The sequence below is a fragment of the Aquidulcibacter sp. genome (assembly GCF_049239865.1).
GTDB lineage: Bacteria > Pseudomonadota > Alphaproteobacteria > Caulobacterales > Aquidulcibacteraceae > Aquidulcibacter.
The window spans coordinates 97905-111787 of record NZ_JBMLTR010000178.1; the positions used below are offsets into that span (position 1 = coordinate 97905).

At 56.9% G+C, this 13883-nt stretch carries 13 protein-coding genes; 3 read left to right on the plus strand and 10 right to left on the minus strand.

All coding sequences use genetic code 11. From position 1 onward, the window contains the following. Nucleotides 1-146: 146 nt before the first annotated feature. Complete coding sequence (locus tag ACOVRA_RS12760; protein ID WP_421720624.1) at nucleotides 147-554, minus strand: c-type cytochrome; 408 nt, start codon at nucleotides 552-554, stop codon at nucleotides 147-149. After that, entirely contained in the window at nucleotides 551-1498 is a 948-nt protein-coding gene (locus ACOVRA_RS12765; RefSeq protein WP_421720625.1) for a DUF1838 family protein, read from the minus strand. Before ACOVRA_RS12765 ends, ACOVRA_RS12760 begins: the two co-directional genes overlap by 4 nt. 255 nt (nucleotides 1499-1753) lie before the next feature. Between ACOVRA_RS12765 and ACOVRA_RS12770 the strand changes: the two genes are divergently transcribed. Next, a complete protein-coding gene (locus ACOVRA_RS12770) occupies nucleotides 1754-3196 on the plus strand; it encodes a flavin monoamine oxidase family protein (protein ID WP_421720626.1) in 1443 nt (480 codons plus the stop codon). A gap of 12 nt (nucleotides 3197-3208) precedes the next feature. Here ACOVRA_RS12770 and ACOVRA_RS12775 read toward each other — a convergent pair whose 3' ends face one another. After that, nucleotides 3209-4312 (minus strand): hypothetical protein, encoded by a 1104-nt coding sequence (locus ACOVRA_RS12775; protein ID WP_421720627.1) that lies wholly within the window; start codon nucleotides 4310-4312, stop codon nucleotides 3209-3211. Then, on the minus strand, nucleotides 4312-5442 hold the full coding sequence (locus ACOVRA_RS12780; protein WP_421720628.1) for a glycosyltransferase family 2 protein: 1131 nt from the start codon (nucleotides 5440-5442) through the stop codon (nucleotides 4312-4314). Before ACOVRA_RS12780 ends, ACOVRA_RS12775 begins: the two co-directional genes overlap by 1 nt. A gap of 283 nt (nucleotides 5443-5725) precedes the next feature. Here ACOVRA_RS12780 and ACOVRA_RS12785 point away from each other — a divergent pair, with 283 nt between their 5' ends. Beyond that, a complete protein-coding gene (locus tag ACOVRA_RS12785) occupies nucleotides 5726-6922 on the plus strand; it encodes an acetyl-CoA C-acetyltransferase (RefSeq protein WP_421720629.1) in 1197 nt (398 codons plus the stop codon). Between the two features lie 16 nt (nucleotides 6923-6938). On the opposite strand, the gene ACOVRA_RS12790 is transcribed toward ACOVRA_RS12785, so the two are convergent. Genes ACOVRA_RS12790 through ACOVRA_RS12810 form a run of 5 tightly spaced genes read right to left on the minus strand, consistent with a single transcriptional unit; the run spans nucleotide 6939 to nucleotide 11809 of the window. Continuing rightward, nucleotides 6939-7706 (minus strand): SDR family NAD(P)-dependent oxidoreductase, encoded by a 768-nt coding sequence (locus tag ACOVRA_RS12790; RefSeq protein WP_421720630.1) that lies wholly within the window; start codon nucleotides 7704-7706, stop codon nucleotides 6939-6941. 21 nt (nucleotides 7707-7727) lie between these two features. Then, nucleotides 7728-8513 carry an SDR family NAD(P)-dependent oxidoreductase gene (locus ACOVRA_RS12795; RefSeq protein WP_421720631.1) on the minus strand — a complete coding sequence of 262 codons (786 nt, stop codon included), beginning with the start codon at nucleotides 8511-8513 and terminating at the stop codon, nucleotides 7728-7730. After that, nucleotides 8506-9435, minus strand: a complete 930-nt coding sequence (locus tag ACOVRA_RS12800) for an alpha/beta fold hydrolase (RefSeq protein ID WP_421720632.1) — start codon at nucleotides 9433-9435, stop codon at nucleotides 8506-8508. The genes ACOVRA_RS12795 and ACOVRA_RS12800 overlap by 8 nt, the downstream gene beginning before the upstream one ends. Further along, the gene (locus ACOVRA_RS12805; protein WP_421720633.1) at nucleotides 9435-10412 is read right to left on the minus strand and encodes a VOC family protein; all 978 of its coding nucleotides are present in this window, start codon (nucleotides 10410-10412) and stop codon (nucleotides 9435-9437) included. Before ACOVRA_RS12805 ends, ACOVRA_RS12800 begins: the two co-directional genes overlap by 1 nt. Continuing rightward, complete coding sequence (locus ACOVRA_RS12810; protein ID WP_421720634.1) at nucleotides 10409-11809, minus strand: MFS transporter; 1401 nt, start codon at nucleotides 11807-11809, stop codon at nucleotides 10409-10411. The genes ACOVRA_RS12805 and ACOVRA_RS12810 overlap by 4 nt, the downstream gene beginning before the upstream one ends. 113 nt (nucleotides 11810-11922) lie before the next feature. Between ACOVRA_RS12810 and ACOVRA_RS12815 the strand changes: the two genes are divergently transcribed. Beyond that, the gene (locus tag ACOVRA_RS12815) at nucleotides 11923-12675 is read left to right on the plus strand and encodes a Coq4 family protein (protein ID WP_421720635.1); all 753 of its coding nucleotides are present in this window, start codon (nucleotides 11923-11925) and stop codon (nucleotides 12673-12675) included. A 954-nt stretch (nucleotides 12676-13629) separates the two neighbouring features. On the opposite strand, the gene ACOVRA_RS12820 is transcribed toward ACOVRA_RS12815, so the two are convergent. Next, on the minus strand, nucleotides 13630-13883 hold a 254-nt coding region (locus tag ACOVRA_RS12820), incomplete at its 5' end, for an aminotransferase class III-fold pyridoxal phosphate-dependent enzyme (protein WP_421720636.1).

Below are 13883 nucleotides of genomic sequence, written 5' to 3' on the forward strand. Positions count from 1 at the left end.
TCGCCCGAATTAAGTTGACCTAACGAACACAGGTGCCGTGCAAAAACGTGCGCGGCGCAGATCAACAATAGGCGAGACCGTGTCGCCTCGCAACCTATCAGTAGCGCGAGGCTTTCTGGCAAAACCTTGGATATCGGGGCTTTCGGCTAACGGGCTGGTCGAGATGTTCTCTTAAGATAAGCAATCAGGGCTTCGCGGTCGGCTTTACTTGGCATGCCAGCAAAGATCATTTTGGAACCGGGAACAGTCGCATTGGTGTGCTCCAGCCACGCGTCTAAGGTTTGATCGGTCCAGACGATGCCGGATTTCGACAGCGCCGCAGAATAGGTATAGCCCGTTCTGGTCGCTGCCTTGGTCCCCACGATGCCATGCAGATTGGGCCCAAGCTTATGGGGTGCATTGGGTGTGATGGAGTGACAGGCTTGGCATTGCAAGAATAAACGTTGCCCGCGTGCCTCTTTGGCCGTCGCGTCATCTCGTTTTGGGCTCTCCCCCCGTGTCATGCCACCGAGAAGGAAGGCAAATGGGACCAAAAGAATAGCTAGAAATTTCATTTTTGTGGCGTCCGTGTTGCTTTATAAATCGCTTGTGCCGTCACATATTGGCCGGTCCACTCGGCGGGTGCCTCCATCCAAGCGCTGAGATGTTGTTTGGCATAAGCCAAGCTTGGTGCCGGTAAGACTTCGGGGCCGGACACTTTCTGGGCAACCATGCGGGCAAAAACGCGACCCAGCCGCTTGCCCATCAGCATCCAAGGATGCCAAGGCTTGATGCTTTGAAGCGTTGCAAAGAAAGGCAAAGACAGAAGCTTTGGATTGTTAAGGTCGCTCAGCAACATGGAGTATTGGGAATGCTCGGTCGTTGGAATGGTCTCGCCACTGGATTCTAGGGGCCAAGTGGCGGGATCGAGCGCATTCTTGCGGTTAGACACAACATCTAAAGCAAAGGTGGCGAATGGGCCCCGGATGGTCCAGGGGAGTTGGAAGCCTGTATTTGTCACTCCATCGGCGCGGACAAACTGGCCAAACATCGCTTTGTCGGGCGCAATCTCGTAATTCACCGGGCCATTGCGCTGGTGCCAGACCTCAACTTCTCGCCCCGTGATGGGATTGGTCCAGCGTTCTAATGGCAGGCCGGTCTTTAAATCCAAGTAGAGCGCAAACTCGCTGAACAGAAAGCGGATAGCCCCGTTTGGCTGTGGCAGGGCCCGCAAGGCACCGATGCCATCAATGTCATAGATCGCAACATTGCTGCCATTCTCCAGCAAGGCAAAGGCGCGCCCTTGATAGCGCACATAGCCTGTCTTCCCCGGCTCTAAGGTAGAGGTTAGGCGCGCCATCGTGCGCACATTTTCCATGGGTGTATCAAAGCTATATCCCGCACCCGATGAAACGGGATTGGCTTCGGCAGCCGCCAAAGGATTGGCGAGGAGGGTCGATGTGCCCAATGCCCCGAGTGATCCAAGTAGCAGGCGACGATTCTGTTCAATTTCCAGCATGGCGAGACTCCTGAAACGGCTTGGCTGTGTGCGGCAATCACACAGCCCCCGCCAGCGATTTGACGTCAGGTGTCGCTTCAGGTCGGAAATGACGGGTAACGGCACATTTGGACGTGAGTTGCGCTTCGCGCAGCAGGCTTCCGCGACCCGCCAAACCCGTTAGGCGCAAGGCAGTGCACGGCATTTCGGATGACAACAATGGCGCAATCACCTTGGAGTGTTGGGTACGGACAGACAGGGGAAAGAGGGAAATAGATGTCGGACAACAGGCTCACACGTCGAGGCTTTTCCGTAGGAACCAGCGCAGCCTTGGCGACGCTTGCTTTGCCGCGCACTGCCCGCGCCAACACGGGGGATGATGTCATTGTCATCGGTGCCGGCCTCTCGGGTCTTTATTGCGCCTTTTTGTTGGAACAGGCCGGAGCAAGAGTGACGGTTTTGGAGGCCCGAAAAAGGCTGGGCGGGCGGCTCTTCACCTTACAAGATGTACCCGGCAATCCAGAAGGTGGCGGCAATGGTATTGGGGCAGGCTATGCCCGTGTGATCGATATGGCGCGTCAATCGGGCGCTGAGCTCATTCCCGTTCGCCAGCGCACCGAAACCACCCAAGCCAATACGTTGATCAATCTCAAAGGCCAGAATATCATGATGGCAGACTGGCCCACTTCGCCCCTCAACCCTTTTCCGGCTGAGCGTCGCGCGAAGATGCCTTGGGCTTATCAATGGGACTTGTATGCCGCCGCCAATCCGCTGAAGCTTGGCGATGTTTGGACCGATCCCAAGTTTGCCCAATGGGATATCTCGCTTTACGACTTTATGAAGCAGCAAGGCCAAGACGAAGCCACCATCGACCTCGCTTTGGGCACGGGGATGCTCTACGGCAGCAACCCCTATGATTTTTCGCTTCTGGCACTCTTTCACAGCCTGTCTTGGGGTGCGCAGCAGCTCGCCTTTGGTCGGGAAGCCTATGCCATCAAAGGCGGTAATCAGCGCCTGCCAGAGGCGATGGCAAAATTGCTGAAAGGACGGATTGAAACAGGCTGTGTTGTTACGTCGATTTCCACCGATTCTTCAGGCGGCCGTGTGGCCTGCGCAGATGGACGTATGTTTCGCGCCAAGGCGGTGGTAACCACCCTGCCCTTTACGGCCATGCGATCGATTAGATTTGATCCCGTCCTACCCGCACTCCAGGCCGAAGCGATTGACCTGCTCGGCTATTCAACAGCGTTCCAAGCCCATTTTGTTGCCGATCGCCCCTTCTGGCTCGAAGATGGCTTACCGCCAAATATGTGGACCGACGGGCCAGCAGGCCGCTTTGCCGCCTTACGTTATGGCGATGATCCCAATGCGGTGACGTCGTTTCTTGCCTTCACCAATGGGGCGCAAGGCGAGCGGCTAGACCGGATGCCGCCAGAGGCAGCAACGGCTGAAATTCTGGCCTTCTTGGAAAGGGTCCGCCCCTCCACCAAGGGCGCGCTTCGGGCTGTAAAGACGCTGTCTTGGCAACGCGACCCTTATGCGGGTGGGATTTATTCCGCGTGGAAGCCGGGCCAAATCACGCGCTATGCCGCAACGATTTCCAAACCGCACGGCCGCATCTTCTTTGCCGGTGAACACACCGCTATGCTGAACCGCGGCATGGAAGGTGCTATGGAATCTGGTGAACGTGCGGCCCTTGAAGTTGGTGATGTGCTTTAGCCGTAACTTCAGCTATTCTGAAGCTTTCGGGTTGCCCCGTTTGAGTGCCGCTTGCAGGTCTTGCAGACCCGGACCAAGAAAGATGAAGCCCATCATCAATAAGGGCGAGACCAGATAACCCCAATAGAAATTATTGGGTCGGCCTGTGATGGCAAAAGCCAGCATATAGCCTAGCAGCAGCAGTAAGCAGAACAGCCCTGTTTCCGTGCGCCAACAGACCCAGCCAAAGAGGCCGATGATGATCATGGGAAAGGCAAGAATGGCGGGTAATTCCGACAGCGGCAAGGACTGCCATAGGAAGTGGAGCGCAGCAGCAGGTCCATTGGCCAGCATCCAAGACGGCGCGCTGGGTTCATTGGGCTGAACAACGCTGGCCACCCCTTGGGCGTGCAGGAACATATAGCCGAAAAATGCGAGGATGAGGCCCGACCAAGCGCCTGTCTCGATCCAACGTCGCTGCAGCAATGCAAAGGCCGCCATGAGCAAAACAAAGGGCAGGACGAGCTCGCGCAAAGCCAAGGCACAAGCGGCAATCAAAAAGCTCGGCAGCCAAGCCTTGGGCCGATACAATCCGATCGATAAAGCGATCAAGGCCCCGGCCCAAATCTCATGCATATAAATGATCTTTGGGTTCACAACTGGCGAAAGACCAGCCGCCAACAGCGCAATCAGCGCCCAGCGCCGCCATTGAATGATTTTGTACGCGGCAAGCTTTTGATACCAGACATAGAGGGCCGCGAGGGCAATCGCGATCTCAAGAACATGGCCCCACATCGTTCCGAGGCTGGCGAGGACAAAAGCAAGGGTGGGCAGTCGCACCGTTACAAAGGGTTGGGTAGGAAAGCCGCGGGCGCGCTGTTCTTCGACAGCAACCGCATAATAATTCTCCCCTGCCCGCATGCGCTCTACAATGGCTTTGTAGAGGCGAATATCATCGCCGCCCACTTCTTGCGTTTGGGCTTGTTGAACCGACTTCACAATAGCGATGGGCTGGGCTTGTAGACTGGGCTTTGAGACCGCGAACCAAACACTTGCGGCAACAAGGAGCAAGAGCAGAGCTAAAACCCATGTCGCGCCACGACTGGAGATCGTGGCAAACCGAGACTCATCGCTCATTACTTTCGCCACGTCACAAAGGAGGATGCGGCGAAGTTCCAGACAGCGCCAACCACGACTCCGGCAATGCCCGCGAGCCACCATTGGCTATCCATTTGATGGACCCAATTGCCGATCCCGATATTGGCCACCGCACCCACGGCCGACACCAAATAGAAGCTCAAAAGACCCGTCACCAATTTCCAGCCCTTCAGGCGGCGGTCGCGATAGGTGAAGCGATTATTGAGGAAGAAGTTGAACGCAATCGCGGTCGCCACAGCTGCAAACTGGCCGTTCATGAAACTCGCGCCGAGCGCCAGCATGGTGCCCAGAACTGACAAATGCACCACAACGCCCAAACCGCCAACGGCAAGGAAGGAGACCAGGCGCGTCGGGATGAAGCGGCCAATCGTCTTGTCGAGCAATAAGGAGATGTATTCGAGCGCGATCATGCTGTCGGCTTTGCTCTCCCCATTCAGGCGGGAGCGAAACACATAAGGCACTTCGGCAACGCGGGGTGGTGTTGGCAAAGACGCCACAATGTCGAGCAGAATTTTAAAGCCAACGCCAGATAGGCGCGGCAGGGCCGCCATCAAGGTCTCGCGGCGAATGGCCATAAAGCCACTCATGGGATCGGATAACTCAACCTGCAGGATTTTTTGTCCAAGCCACGTCGCGCCTTGCGACGCGCGGTGGCGTAGCTTGTTCCATTCCCCGACACTACCGCCTTTGGCATAGCGTGTGCCAATCGCAATGTCTGCTTGGTCGGTTTCAATGGCGGCAACCATTTTCGGCAAGGCCATCTCATCATGCTGAAGATCGCCATCAACAACGGCAAGGATTGGGGCAGACGTGGCGAGCATGCCTTCGATAACGGCGCTTGAAAGCCCCCTCCTCCCAATACGGTGGACCACGCGCACACGTGTGTCTTTTTGCCCGATTTCGCGGACGAGGTCTGCGGTTCCATCGGGCGAGTTATCGTCGACAAAAATCGCTTCCCAATGATGGGCGGCAAGCGCTGTGGAAAGATTATCAAGCAATGGCACAACATTGCCTGCTTCATTGAAGGTTGGAATGATGACGGCAAGCTCTAATGGGGTGGCTGCATCAGCCAGCTTCGCTCGCTCTGGGCGCGCCAGTTGCATCGACATACTAAAATCCCCGATCCGAAAATTCACTAAGTAAAGAAATCTATAGCAGCTGCAGAGTTAATCTATAATTATTGTTCGGGCTAGTTCAACCTTCTGATTGGCGCAATAGGTCGGCCCAGAGAGCGAACATTACAAAAAATCAGGAGACTTTAGAGGCGAGGTTTCGTCTCCGAGCCATTGTCCTCGCCCGCCCTGCCCTTAAAAATTCAAGAGGGTGACAAGGCCAGCGGGCTTCTTCTAAAGTGGTCGCGTTCACGCACCGTGACTCGAGGAAGGCTTTTACATGAGACGGGCAGCCATCATTAGTCCAGTTCGAACCCCGATTGGCAAGTTTCTTGGCGGGCTGAGTTCTGTGCCGGTTGAAACCCTCGCGGCCCATGTCGTCAAAGCAGTCGTGTCGCGCAGTGGCATTGACCCGATGCTGATCGAAGATGTCGTGTTTGCGCAAAGCTATGCCAGCGGCGAGACGCCGTGTGTGGGGCGTTGGGCCGCTTTGGCGGCAGGTCTGCCAATTGAAGTGCCCGGCATTCAAGTCGATCGGCGCTGTGGCGGCGGGCTTCAAGCTTTGGCGAATGCCGCTATGATGGTGCAAACTGGGGCTGCCGACGTGGTGCTGGCAGGCGGCGTCGAGAGCATGAGCAATGTCGAATTCTATACGACCGCCATGCGCGGTGGCGCGCGCGCTGGCAGCGTGACCCTCTATGATCGTCTAGAGCGAGGCCGCGAACGGTCGCAACCCGTGGAGCGCTTTGGCGTGATACCGGGCATGATCACGACGGCAGAAAATCTCGCTTCGGACTATGCCATCAGCCGAGAGGCTTGCGATGAGTTTGCCGCACAAAGCCAAGTCCGTGCCGCGCGTGCTTGGGCAGACGGCCGCTTTGACGACGAGATTGTCGCCGTTCCAATTCCCCAGCGCGGCGGCGATCCCATTCAGTTCGCCATGGATGAAGGCATTCGCGCCGATACCACGGCCGCCTCACTGGCGAAATTAAAGCCGATGGTGGCAGGCGGCGTTTGTACGGCTGGTAATTCCAGCCAACAAAATGATGCGGCCTCTGCCTGTCTTGTGGTGGCTGAAGATCGCTTGGCAGAGCTTGGCCTAAATCCCTCGGCCTTCTTCGTCGGTTGGGCAGCGGCCGGGTGCGAGCCTTCGCGCATGGGGATTGGCCCCGTCCCCGCCGTCCACAAGCTGTTCGCCAAGACAGGTCTTTCATGGGGCGACATGGGCCTTGTTGAGCTCAATGAAGCCTTTGCTGCGCAAGTGCTTGCTGTTCTCAAAGGTTGGGACTGGGATGATCGGTCGATCCTGAACGTCAATGGTTCCGGCATTTCTCTCGGTCATCCGATTGGCGCAACAGGCATGCGGATCATGACCAGTCTGGTGCATGAGATGCAGCGCAGACAGGTTCGCTATGGCCTCGAGACCATGTGCGTGGGTGGCGGCCAAGGCATTGCCGCCATCCTTGAGCGCGCTTAAGGCCGACGGATGCCGATTAGAAATTGGCCGTGCGGATGGCTCCGCCATCAATGCGGACATTTGTCCCCGTGATGTAAGAGGCTGCAGGGCTGAGGAGGAATAGCGCGGCCTTTGCCACTTCATCTGGCGTACCATGTCGGCCAAGCGCTGGTAGCCGGGCCGCTGCCTCAAACAGCTTGGGATTGCCCTGTCTAATCGTGTCCCAAGTCCCGCCCTCGAAGAAGATTGGTCCGGGCGAGACGGCATTGACGCGAATGCCCTTATTGCCCCAGCGCGCGGCAAGTTGGCCGGTATAATTGATCAAGCCTGCCTTCATCACGCCATAGGCCAATTCGTCAGGCGGCAAATTGCTTAAGACCGAAGCGATGGAGGAAATGAAGAGAAGCGCGGGCTCGCGCCCGGCCTTCAAATGCGGATAGGTGGCTTCTGCCAAGCGCGCGTGCTGCAGGAAGTCGGTCTCAAAGCTCTCGCGCCACCACGCTTCATCATGGCCGCTCAGCCGTGTGGAGACATTGGACACCACGCCATCCACGCCACCCAATTGCTCCGCCGCCGTCTGCACCCAAGCTTGAAACGCGGCTGCGTCGCGCACATCCAAGGCTTGGCAGAACAATTGGTCCTGCCCTGCCCCGAGGTCGCTGACCAGACGGTCGAGCCCGGCCTGTCCGCGTGCGCAGGTGGCGACGATCGCCCCTTCGGCCAGCGCATGGGTGACGATGGCACGGCCCAAGCCTCGACTGCCGCCGGTGATCAACAAACGCTTGCCTTTAAGTCCCAGATCCATCTTGGCTATCCCCTTTGAAAACTAACGCGCCATACATCCGCCATCGACGGGCACGATGGTGCCTGTCATGAAAGAGGCCTGATCAGAGATCAGGAAAGCAAAGACATTGGCGATCTCTTCTGGCTCCGCATAGCGGCCCATGGGCACACCTTGCGTGAAGATCGGGCGGGCAGCTTGTGGGTCGCCTGGCATGACGGAGCGCTCGGCATAGGCCATCATGTCGGTATCGGTTGGCGATGGGCAAACAGCCAAGACGCGAACCCCATTGGGCGCATAATGCACGGCTGCGGATTTGGTCATGCCGACAACGGCATGCTTGCTGGCGGTATAGGCAAAGATATTGCCGCCGCCACTCAGCCCGCTGATGGACGACACATTGACGATCACCCCCCTGCCCTGTTGGCTCAAGTGCTGGCCGACATGTTTGAGGCCGAGATAAACCCCGCGCGCATTGATCGCCATAACGCGGTCGAAGTCAGTATCCTCATAGCGCGAAACGGGCAGAGCGGGCCCAGAAATCCCGGCATTTGAAAACAGAAAGTCCAAGCGCCCAAATTGCGCCAGTGCGCTTTCAACTGCCGCTTGCCACGCGGCACTCTGTGAGACATCGCCGACAAAAGCAGCGATTTTGACGGTGTCTGGCGTCGCGATGGCTTTAATTTCTTCAGACCAAGCCGGATCAATATCCCATGCAAGGACATGCACGCCTTCCGCCATCATGCGATGCAGGGCTGCCCGTCCAATGCCACGTGCGGCCCCTGTAATGATCGCAACCCGACCTTCTAATCCAAGACTGACTTTAGACATGATGCTTTCCTTGATCGAGAAATATGTGGATGGCCTCGGCCACCGAAACGGGATCATCCCGCAGTGGGTTGTGCCCAATCCCGGGCAAGCGCGTGACGTTCAATTGGGTAAAATAGGTCGCCATGGAGTCTCGGGTGTTGGTGGTAAAGACCGTGTCCGCCTCTCCCCAAATCAACAGGGTCGGTGCCTTAATCGTCCAATCTCTTTCGTTGATCCAAGCGGGCATTTCTGGGCCTGCCGCAAGATCAAAGGGGCTGGCCCGATACCAATCGATGGCCGCCCGCCAGCGATCCGGGTCTGACCAAGCGGCTTCATAAAGGGCGGTCTCAACTGGCCCCATACGGCCATCGGCTTGTGCCTCGTGATACCAGTTCTTGAACGGATTGCTGGTGGGATCCTTCAGCCAAGCGGCCTCGAACGCACCAGACGTCAGCGCCGGCATATAAGCAGAAGCTGCTTTCTGGGCCGGGTCTGTCATCAATGCCATTTGTAGGGCTGCGGGATGAACCGCATTGATCAGGATCAGCTGGGCGACATGCTCTGGATAGATGGCGGCAAACCAAGAGGCGATCACCCCGCCCCAGTCATGGCCAACCAGCACCACTTTCCCGCCCGGGGAATTGGCGAGGATCAGCTGGCGAATATCTTCTAGAAGAATTTCGGCGGCATAATCCTCAAGCTCTTTTGGCTTGTCCGAGAGATGATAGCCGCGTTGGTCTGGCATCACATACTGACGGTCTTTTGGCAGGTGTGTGATCACCCGACACCAGACAGACCAGATGTCTGGAAAGCCATGTAGGCACAGCATCGGTATCTTGTCGCTATCGGCTGCTCCTGTCCGCACGACATGCAATGTCAGTCCTTGAATGGACTGGAACCCAGCGTCGAATGACGACCAATTGGGTTCTTGCGCGGTTGCCATTAGTTGCTTTGTCCCTGAGCGCGAGAGCGGTAAAACTGCGCAACCAAGCGATCAATCTCTGCCGGTAAATCCCTTCCAGTGACTTGGCCTAGGGACAGATGTTCATGGCCGGGCAAAACCTGGAGAAGTTCGAAAATATTGCCGTCGGGGTCGCGGCCATACACAAAACGCACCGCTCCGTTGCTCATGGGCGCGCTATGGAAATGCACGCCCGCTGCCAATAGGCGCTGATACTCGCCGTCCAGATCATCCACTTCTAAAGCAAAATGGCTCCAGCCATGTTGTGACGCATTGGCGAGGGGCCTGCTCTGTGTTTGCGGCTGATGATACTGCCAGAACTCTAGCGTCAAAGGACCAGCTTTCACCCACGCCCCATCAAAGACAATGTTTTCAAGGCCGGCCACCACATCATATTTTGCCTCAGGCCCGAAGTGACCAGAGCTATGCACGGGGGCACCTGTCACAAGGGTATAGAAAGCCGTTAGGCGTTTGATATTGGGGGTCACTAAGGCAACATGGGCGAACCAAGGCGGGCTGGTGACACTTGCCGCATAAGGCAGGCCCTCCAACTCCAAAATATTGTCTTCAGGGTCGCGGATATAGCAATAGAGATTGCCGGTCCCTAGACCTGATGGGCGGGCATGGCTCTTGGCCCCTGCCCCGACAAAATCATCATAGAGGTGATCGCCATCTACGGCTTGGATACAGATATGGCGAATGCCGGCGCGATACACCTCGGGCGGTCCATCTGGTGCCAAGGGGTTGGCGAAGTGAAAGAGTTCTAGAAAGCCCGTCGGGCCGCGCAATAGAGCCACTTCACAGGCACTATCGTCCACCGCCATCATGGCGCGCAGATCGGCGCGGTTGGGAACTTGAAAGCGGCTGATCACTTCAAAAGCGTGGGCGGTTTTGTAAAAGCCAATGGCGCGCTCGAGATCGGCAACGCTGAGGCCAGCATGGTGCAATCCCTTGATCATGATGATGCCTTTGAACGGTCGTGATAGACATTGTCTTGAAGATAGCTTGGCATGTCGGGCGTCAAACCTGCCTCCTTCTGCGCGATATAGTACCGCAATTCCTCTTGCCGCTCGGCAGTCAAGGAGTAGCGGGTCAATAGCATGGCCGCAATGGCGACCAAGACGCCAGGGACGACGGCGTAGAAAATTCGCATCCAGAACAAGGCTTCTGCCTCGCTGCCGCCTGCGGCTTTAAATCCGACAGCATCCAGCAGAATAAGGGGCAAACCGCCACCTAAGGCAAAGCCTAGCTTTTGCACCATGGCAATCGCTGCGAAATAGACGCCTTGCTGGCGATCTTGGGTTTGGGCGGTATCGAGGTCAACCGTGTCTGCCACCATCGCATTGGGCAAAATGCCAATCGCGCCATAGCAAATCCCTTTCAGCACAAATAAAGCGATGAAGAGATGACCTTGCCCCTGTTGCAGAAAGCCCATCGCAAAATTGGTCGCCGCAACGATCCCTAAAGCGAGGATCAATGCGCGATGCTTGCCAATCGCCTTGCTGAGCCAGCCCCAAAGGGGAACAGCGCATAAGCCGACTGCAAAATAAACGGCATAAACGATGCCGATGTTTTTGACGCCCACAATGTCGCGCGCAAAGAAGACCGTAATGGTCTGTCGGAATACCTCGCCAATTGTCGCCAATAGAACCACCACGACCAGAAGGCTGAAGGGCTGGTTGGCGCGCATCAGGCCCACGGCGCGCTTCAGATTCAGCGGTGCCTTTTCGATGGGTGCATCAGGTTGCGGCACAGTGAAAAAGACCAAAGCGGCGCTGAGGGGCAACAAAATCAGGACCGCTAGAGCAATGGCATGGAGCACATCGCCGCTTCCAGCGCCGGGATGGCTTAAGATATAGGCGGGAATGGCGGTCGCCACGACAAGACCTAAGATACTAAACCCTTGCTTTGTTGCGGCGATTTTGGTCCGTACATGATAATCGCCCGATATCTCGCCGGCCCAAGCCTCATAGGGGATCTGCAAGGTCGTATAGCCCAAATAGACCAGGGCCACACTCAGCCCGAACCACACCACACCGACTTCTGGCGGCGGTCGAAGCAACAGTTGAACGCCCGCCATCATGATCAAGGTGCCGAAGATCAGCCAAATACGCCTTCGGCCCAAAGCAGGCCGCCAACGGTCGGTAATCAAGCCCATGATCGGGTCGGTCACAAAATCGCTGATCCGCGCCAGCACCAGCGCGGCCCCCACCAGCGACAGCGAAAGGCCTAATTGGCCAGAATAGAAGGGTGCCAAATAGATCGCCATAGGCAAGCCCAGCATGCCTAGCGGCAGCGCCACGGTCGAAAATGCCCAGATTTGCGACTGGGCCAATGGCTTGCTCTGCGGTTCCAAATCGGCCCCCAATTTATTATTGTACTTTTCGTCAATAGTAATGCTAGACTGCGCGGCGTCAATAGCAAAAGCAGGACTGAAACAGGATGGAGGAAAGACCTATGGCGGGCAAAATGGACCCTAAATTTGGGGCGAAATTTTTGAAAAGTGTCGAGAATTTCAATGAATATGGGATCCATTTCTTGTTCAATGATTGGTGGGAAAGCGCCCCGGCTGACGCCATTGAGAAATATGTCGCCTTGATCGAAAACGATCCCGTGCAAGGCCCGTTAGCGGCCGAGCGCTATTATGCCCCGCCCCTGTCTCTGGCAGCATTGGAAGTTCATGCGCTTGGCACGTTGGGCGCGCATTATCTGGCGTTTGTCCGCGACCATAATCTGATGGAATCGCTCGCTGTCGGGTATCGCGACCTGCATGAGCAATTTGAGGCGACCGGGGTTTTGAAAAATTTGCCCGATGTCCTCAAGCATAAGGTGTTACGCGGGTATCAAACCCATGATTTGCATCATGTGATTACAGGCTATCCCCCAACGCCATTGGGCGAGCTGGCGGTTCAAGCCTTTCAACTTGCCCAAACACAATTCCCTTACGCCTCGATGTGGATTGCGGTCGTCACGGCGCATATGACTTTCATCGATCCGCATCTGACCGTGCCCGCCATGAACGCCATCACGCACGGCTGGTCACACGGCAGGGCGGCAAAAAGCCTGCAGTTTGTAAAGTTTGAGGAGCAATTGGATGAGCCCCTGGAACTGGTTCGCCGCCGGTTCGACATTCGCGCGGCCACCGCAGCAGATTTTGTGACGCCGGAGCGTCACACGCCCGATTTGTTGGTTGCTTCCACGCCCCCGGGGGATCTGTCCTAGAGGGACTGAAGGGGAACGCCCAAACTCACTAAGGTCCCCGCTCTTCGCTAACGCTCCGCCGGGGATAAAGGACCGCGCAACAAAAGTTGCGCTTGTCAGCGCGTACCGATGCGCAACTCGTGTTGCGCGGTCCTTTTGGTGGGTTTTCTGTCTCGCTGACAACGATCCAGAGGGAAAAACCCCTTCAGTCCGCTTCGCGGCCAGCTTCCCCGCTCGCGGGGTATCGGCGCATGCGCCGATGTCCGGCGAAGCCGGTGAAGGGGAACGCGCAACAAAAGTTGCGCTTGTCATCGCGTTGACAGGCGCAGCTCGTGCTGCGCGGTCCTTTGCAAGCATAGATAAAAACTTATCCCCCACCCATCAAACACGCAGTAACCTTCCCCCATCTCCAACGAGAGGGCGTTGTTGCTGCAGCGGCGACACCGGTTGGGGATGGTAAGCGGGATTAATCGAGGTTGAAGTGGCGACCTCGTGTTTCATTGGGATTAGCTGTCCTGATGCCCGAGTGTGCTTGTGCCCGACTGCCGTGTGAAGCCCTTGGTCAAGAACTTAGGCGATGCCTTTGAGACGCCTTGGGGAAGCCTTATGTATTTTTAGGAGCACGCGCTTCTAAAATGAGGCCTTTACGTACTAGGCGGGGGAAGAACCAAACCACAAGGTGGCCTCGTTACCCACCCCGAGCACACACACTTATTCAGCCGGGGCGCACGGTTTGCGTCGTATTCCGGGCCAGTCCGTTAATCTGGCCCACCTCATTTGGCGCATACCACGCGCCCCGGCCCCTCTTTATGGTGCACCCTCGCAAGGTTTTCCTTGGCGGGGATGGTGGTGTTGGTGGCGGAGGAGCGCGCAACAAAAGTTGCGCTTGTCGCCGCGTGTAGAGCCGCACCTCGTGGTGCGCGATCCCATCGTCAGTCCCTTCGCGGCCACATCGGCGCGTGAGCGATGAGCGTCCTAATCCACCGCGTGCAGCGCCGCGCCAATTGTGTCGACCAAGCGGTCAATATGGCTCTCTTCGATGATCAGAGGCGGTGACAAGGCGATAATGTCCCCCGTCACGCGGATCAGCGCACCCGCCTCATAGGCTTTGAGGAAAACATCATAGCCGCGCGCGCCCACGACGCCGTCACGCGGTGCCAGTTCGATCCCGCCAATCAAGCCCAGATTACGGATATCAATGACATGGGGTGCGCCTTTGAGTTCATGCA

Coding starts and splice junctions, on each gene's coding strand:
- ACOVRA_RS12775 (WP_421720627.1), bottom strand. CDS start 4,312: ATGAGCGATGAGTCTCGGTTTGCCACGATCTCCAGTCGTGGCGCGACA.
- ACOVRA_RS12765 (WP_421720625.1), bottom strand. CDS start 1,498: ATGCTGGAAATTGAACAGAATCGTCGCCTGCTACTTGGATCACTCGGG.
- ACOVRA_RS12780 (WP_421720628.1), bottom strand. CDS start 5,442: ATGTCGATGCAACTGGCGCGCCCAGAGCGAGCGAAGCTGGCTGATGCA.
- ACOVRA_RS12785 (WP_421720629.1), top strand. CDS start 5,726: ATGAGACGGGCAGCCATCATTAGTCCAGTTCGAACCCCGATTGGCAAG.
- ACOVRA_RS12805 (WP_421720633.1), bottom strand. CDS start 10,412: ATGATCAAGGGATTGCACCATGCTGGCCTCAGCGTTGCCGATCTCGAG.
- ACOVRA_RS12760 (WP_421720624.1), bottom strand. CDS start 554: ATGAAATTTCTAGCTATTCTTTTGGTCCCATTTGCCTTCCTTCTCGGT.
- ACOVRA_RS12790 (WP_421720630.1), bottom strand. CDS start 7,706: ATGGATCTGGGACTTAAAGGCAAGCGTTTGTTGATCACCGGCGGCAGT.
- ACOVRA_RS12795 (WP_421720631.1), bottom strand. CDS start 8,513: ATGTCTAAAGTCAGTCTTGGATTAGAAGGTCGGGTTGCGATCATTACA.
- ACOVRA_RS12770 (WP_421720626.1), top strand. CDS start 1,754: ATGTCGGACAACAGGCTCACACGTCGAGGCTTTTCCGTAGGAACCAGC.
- ACOVRA_RS12815 (WP_421720635.1), top strand. CDS start 11,923: ATGGACCCTAAATTTGGGGCGAAATTTTTGAAAAGTGTCGAGAATTTC.
- ACOVRA_RS12800 (WP_421720632.1), bottom strand. CDS start 9,435: ATGGCAACCGCGCAAGAACCCAATTGGTCGTCATTCGACGCTGGGTTC.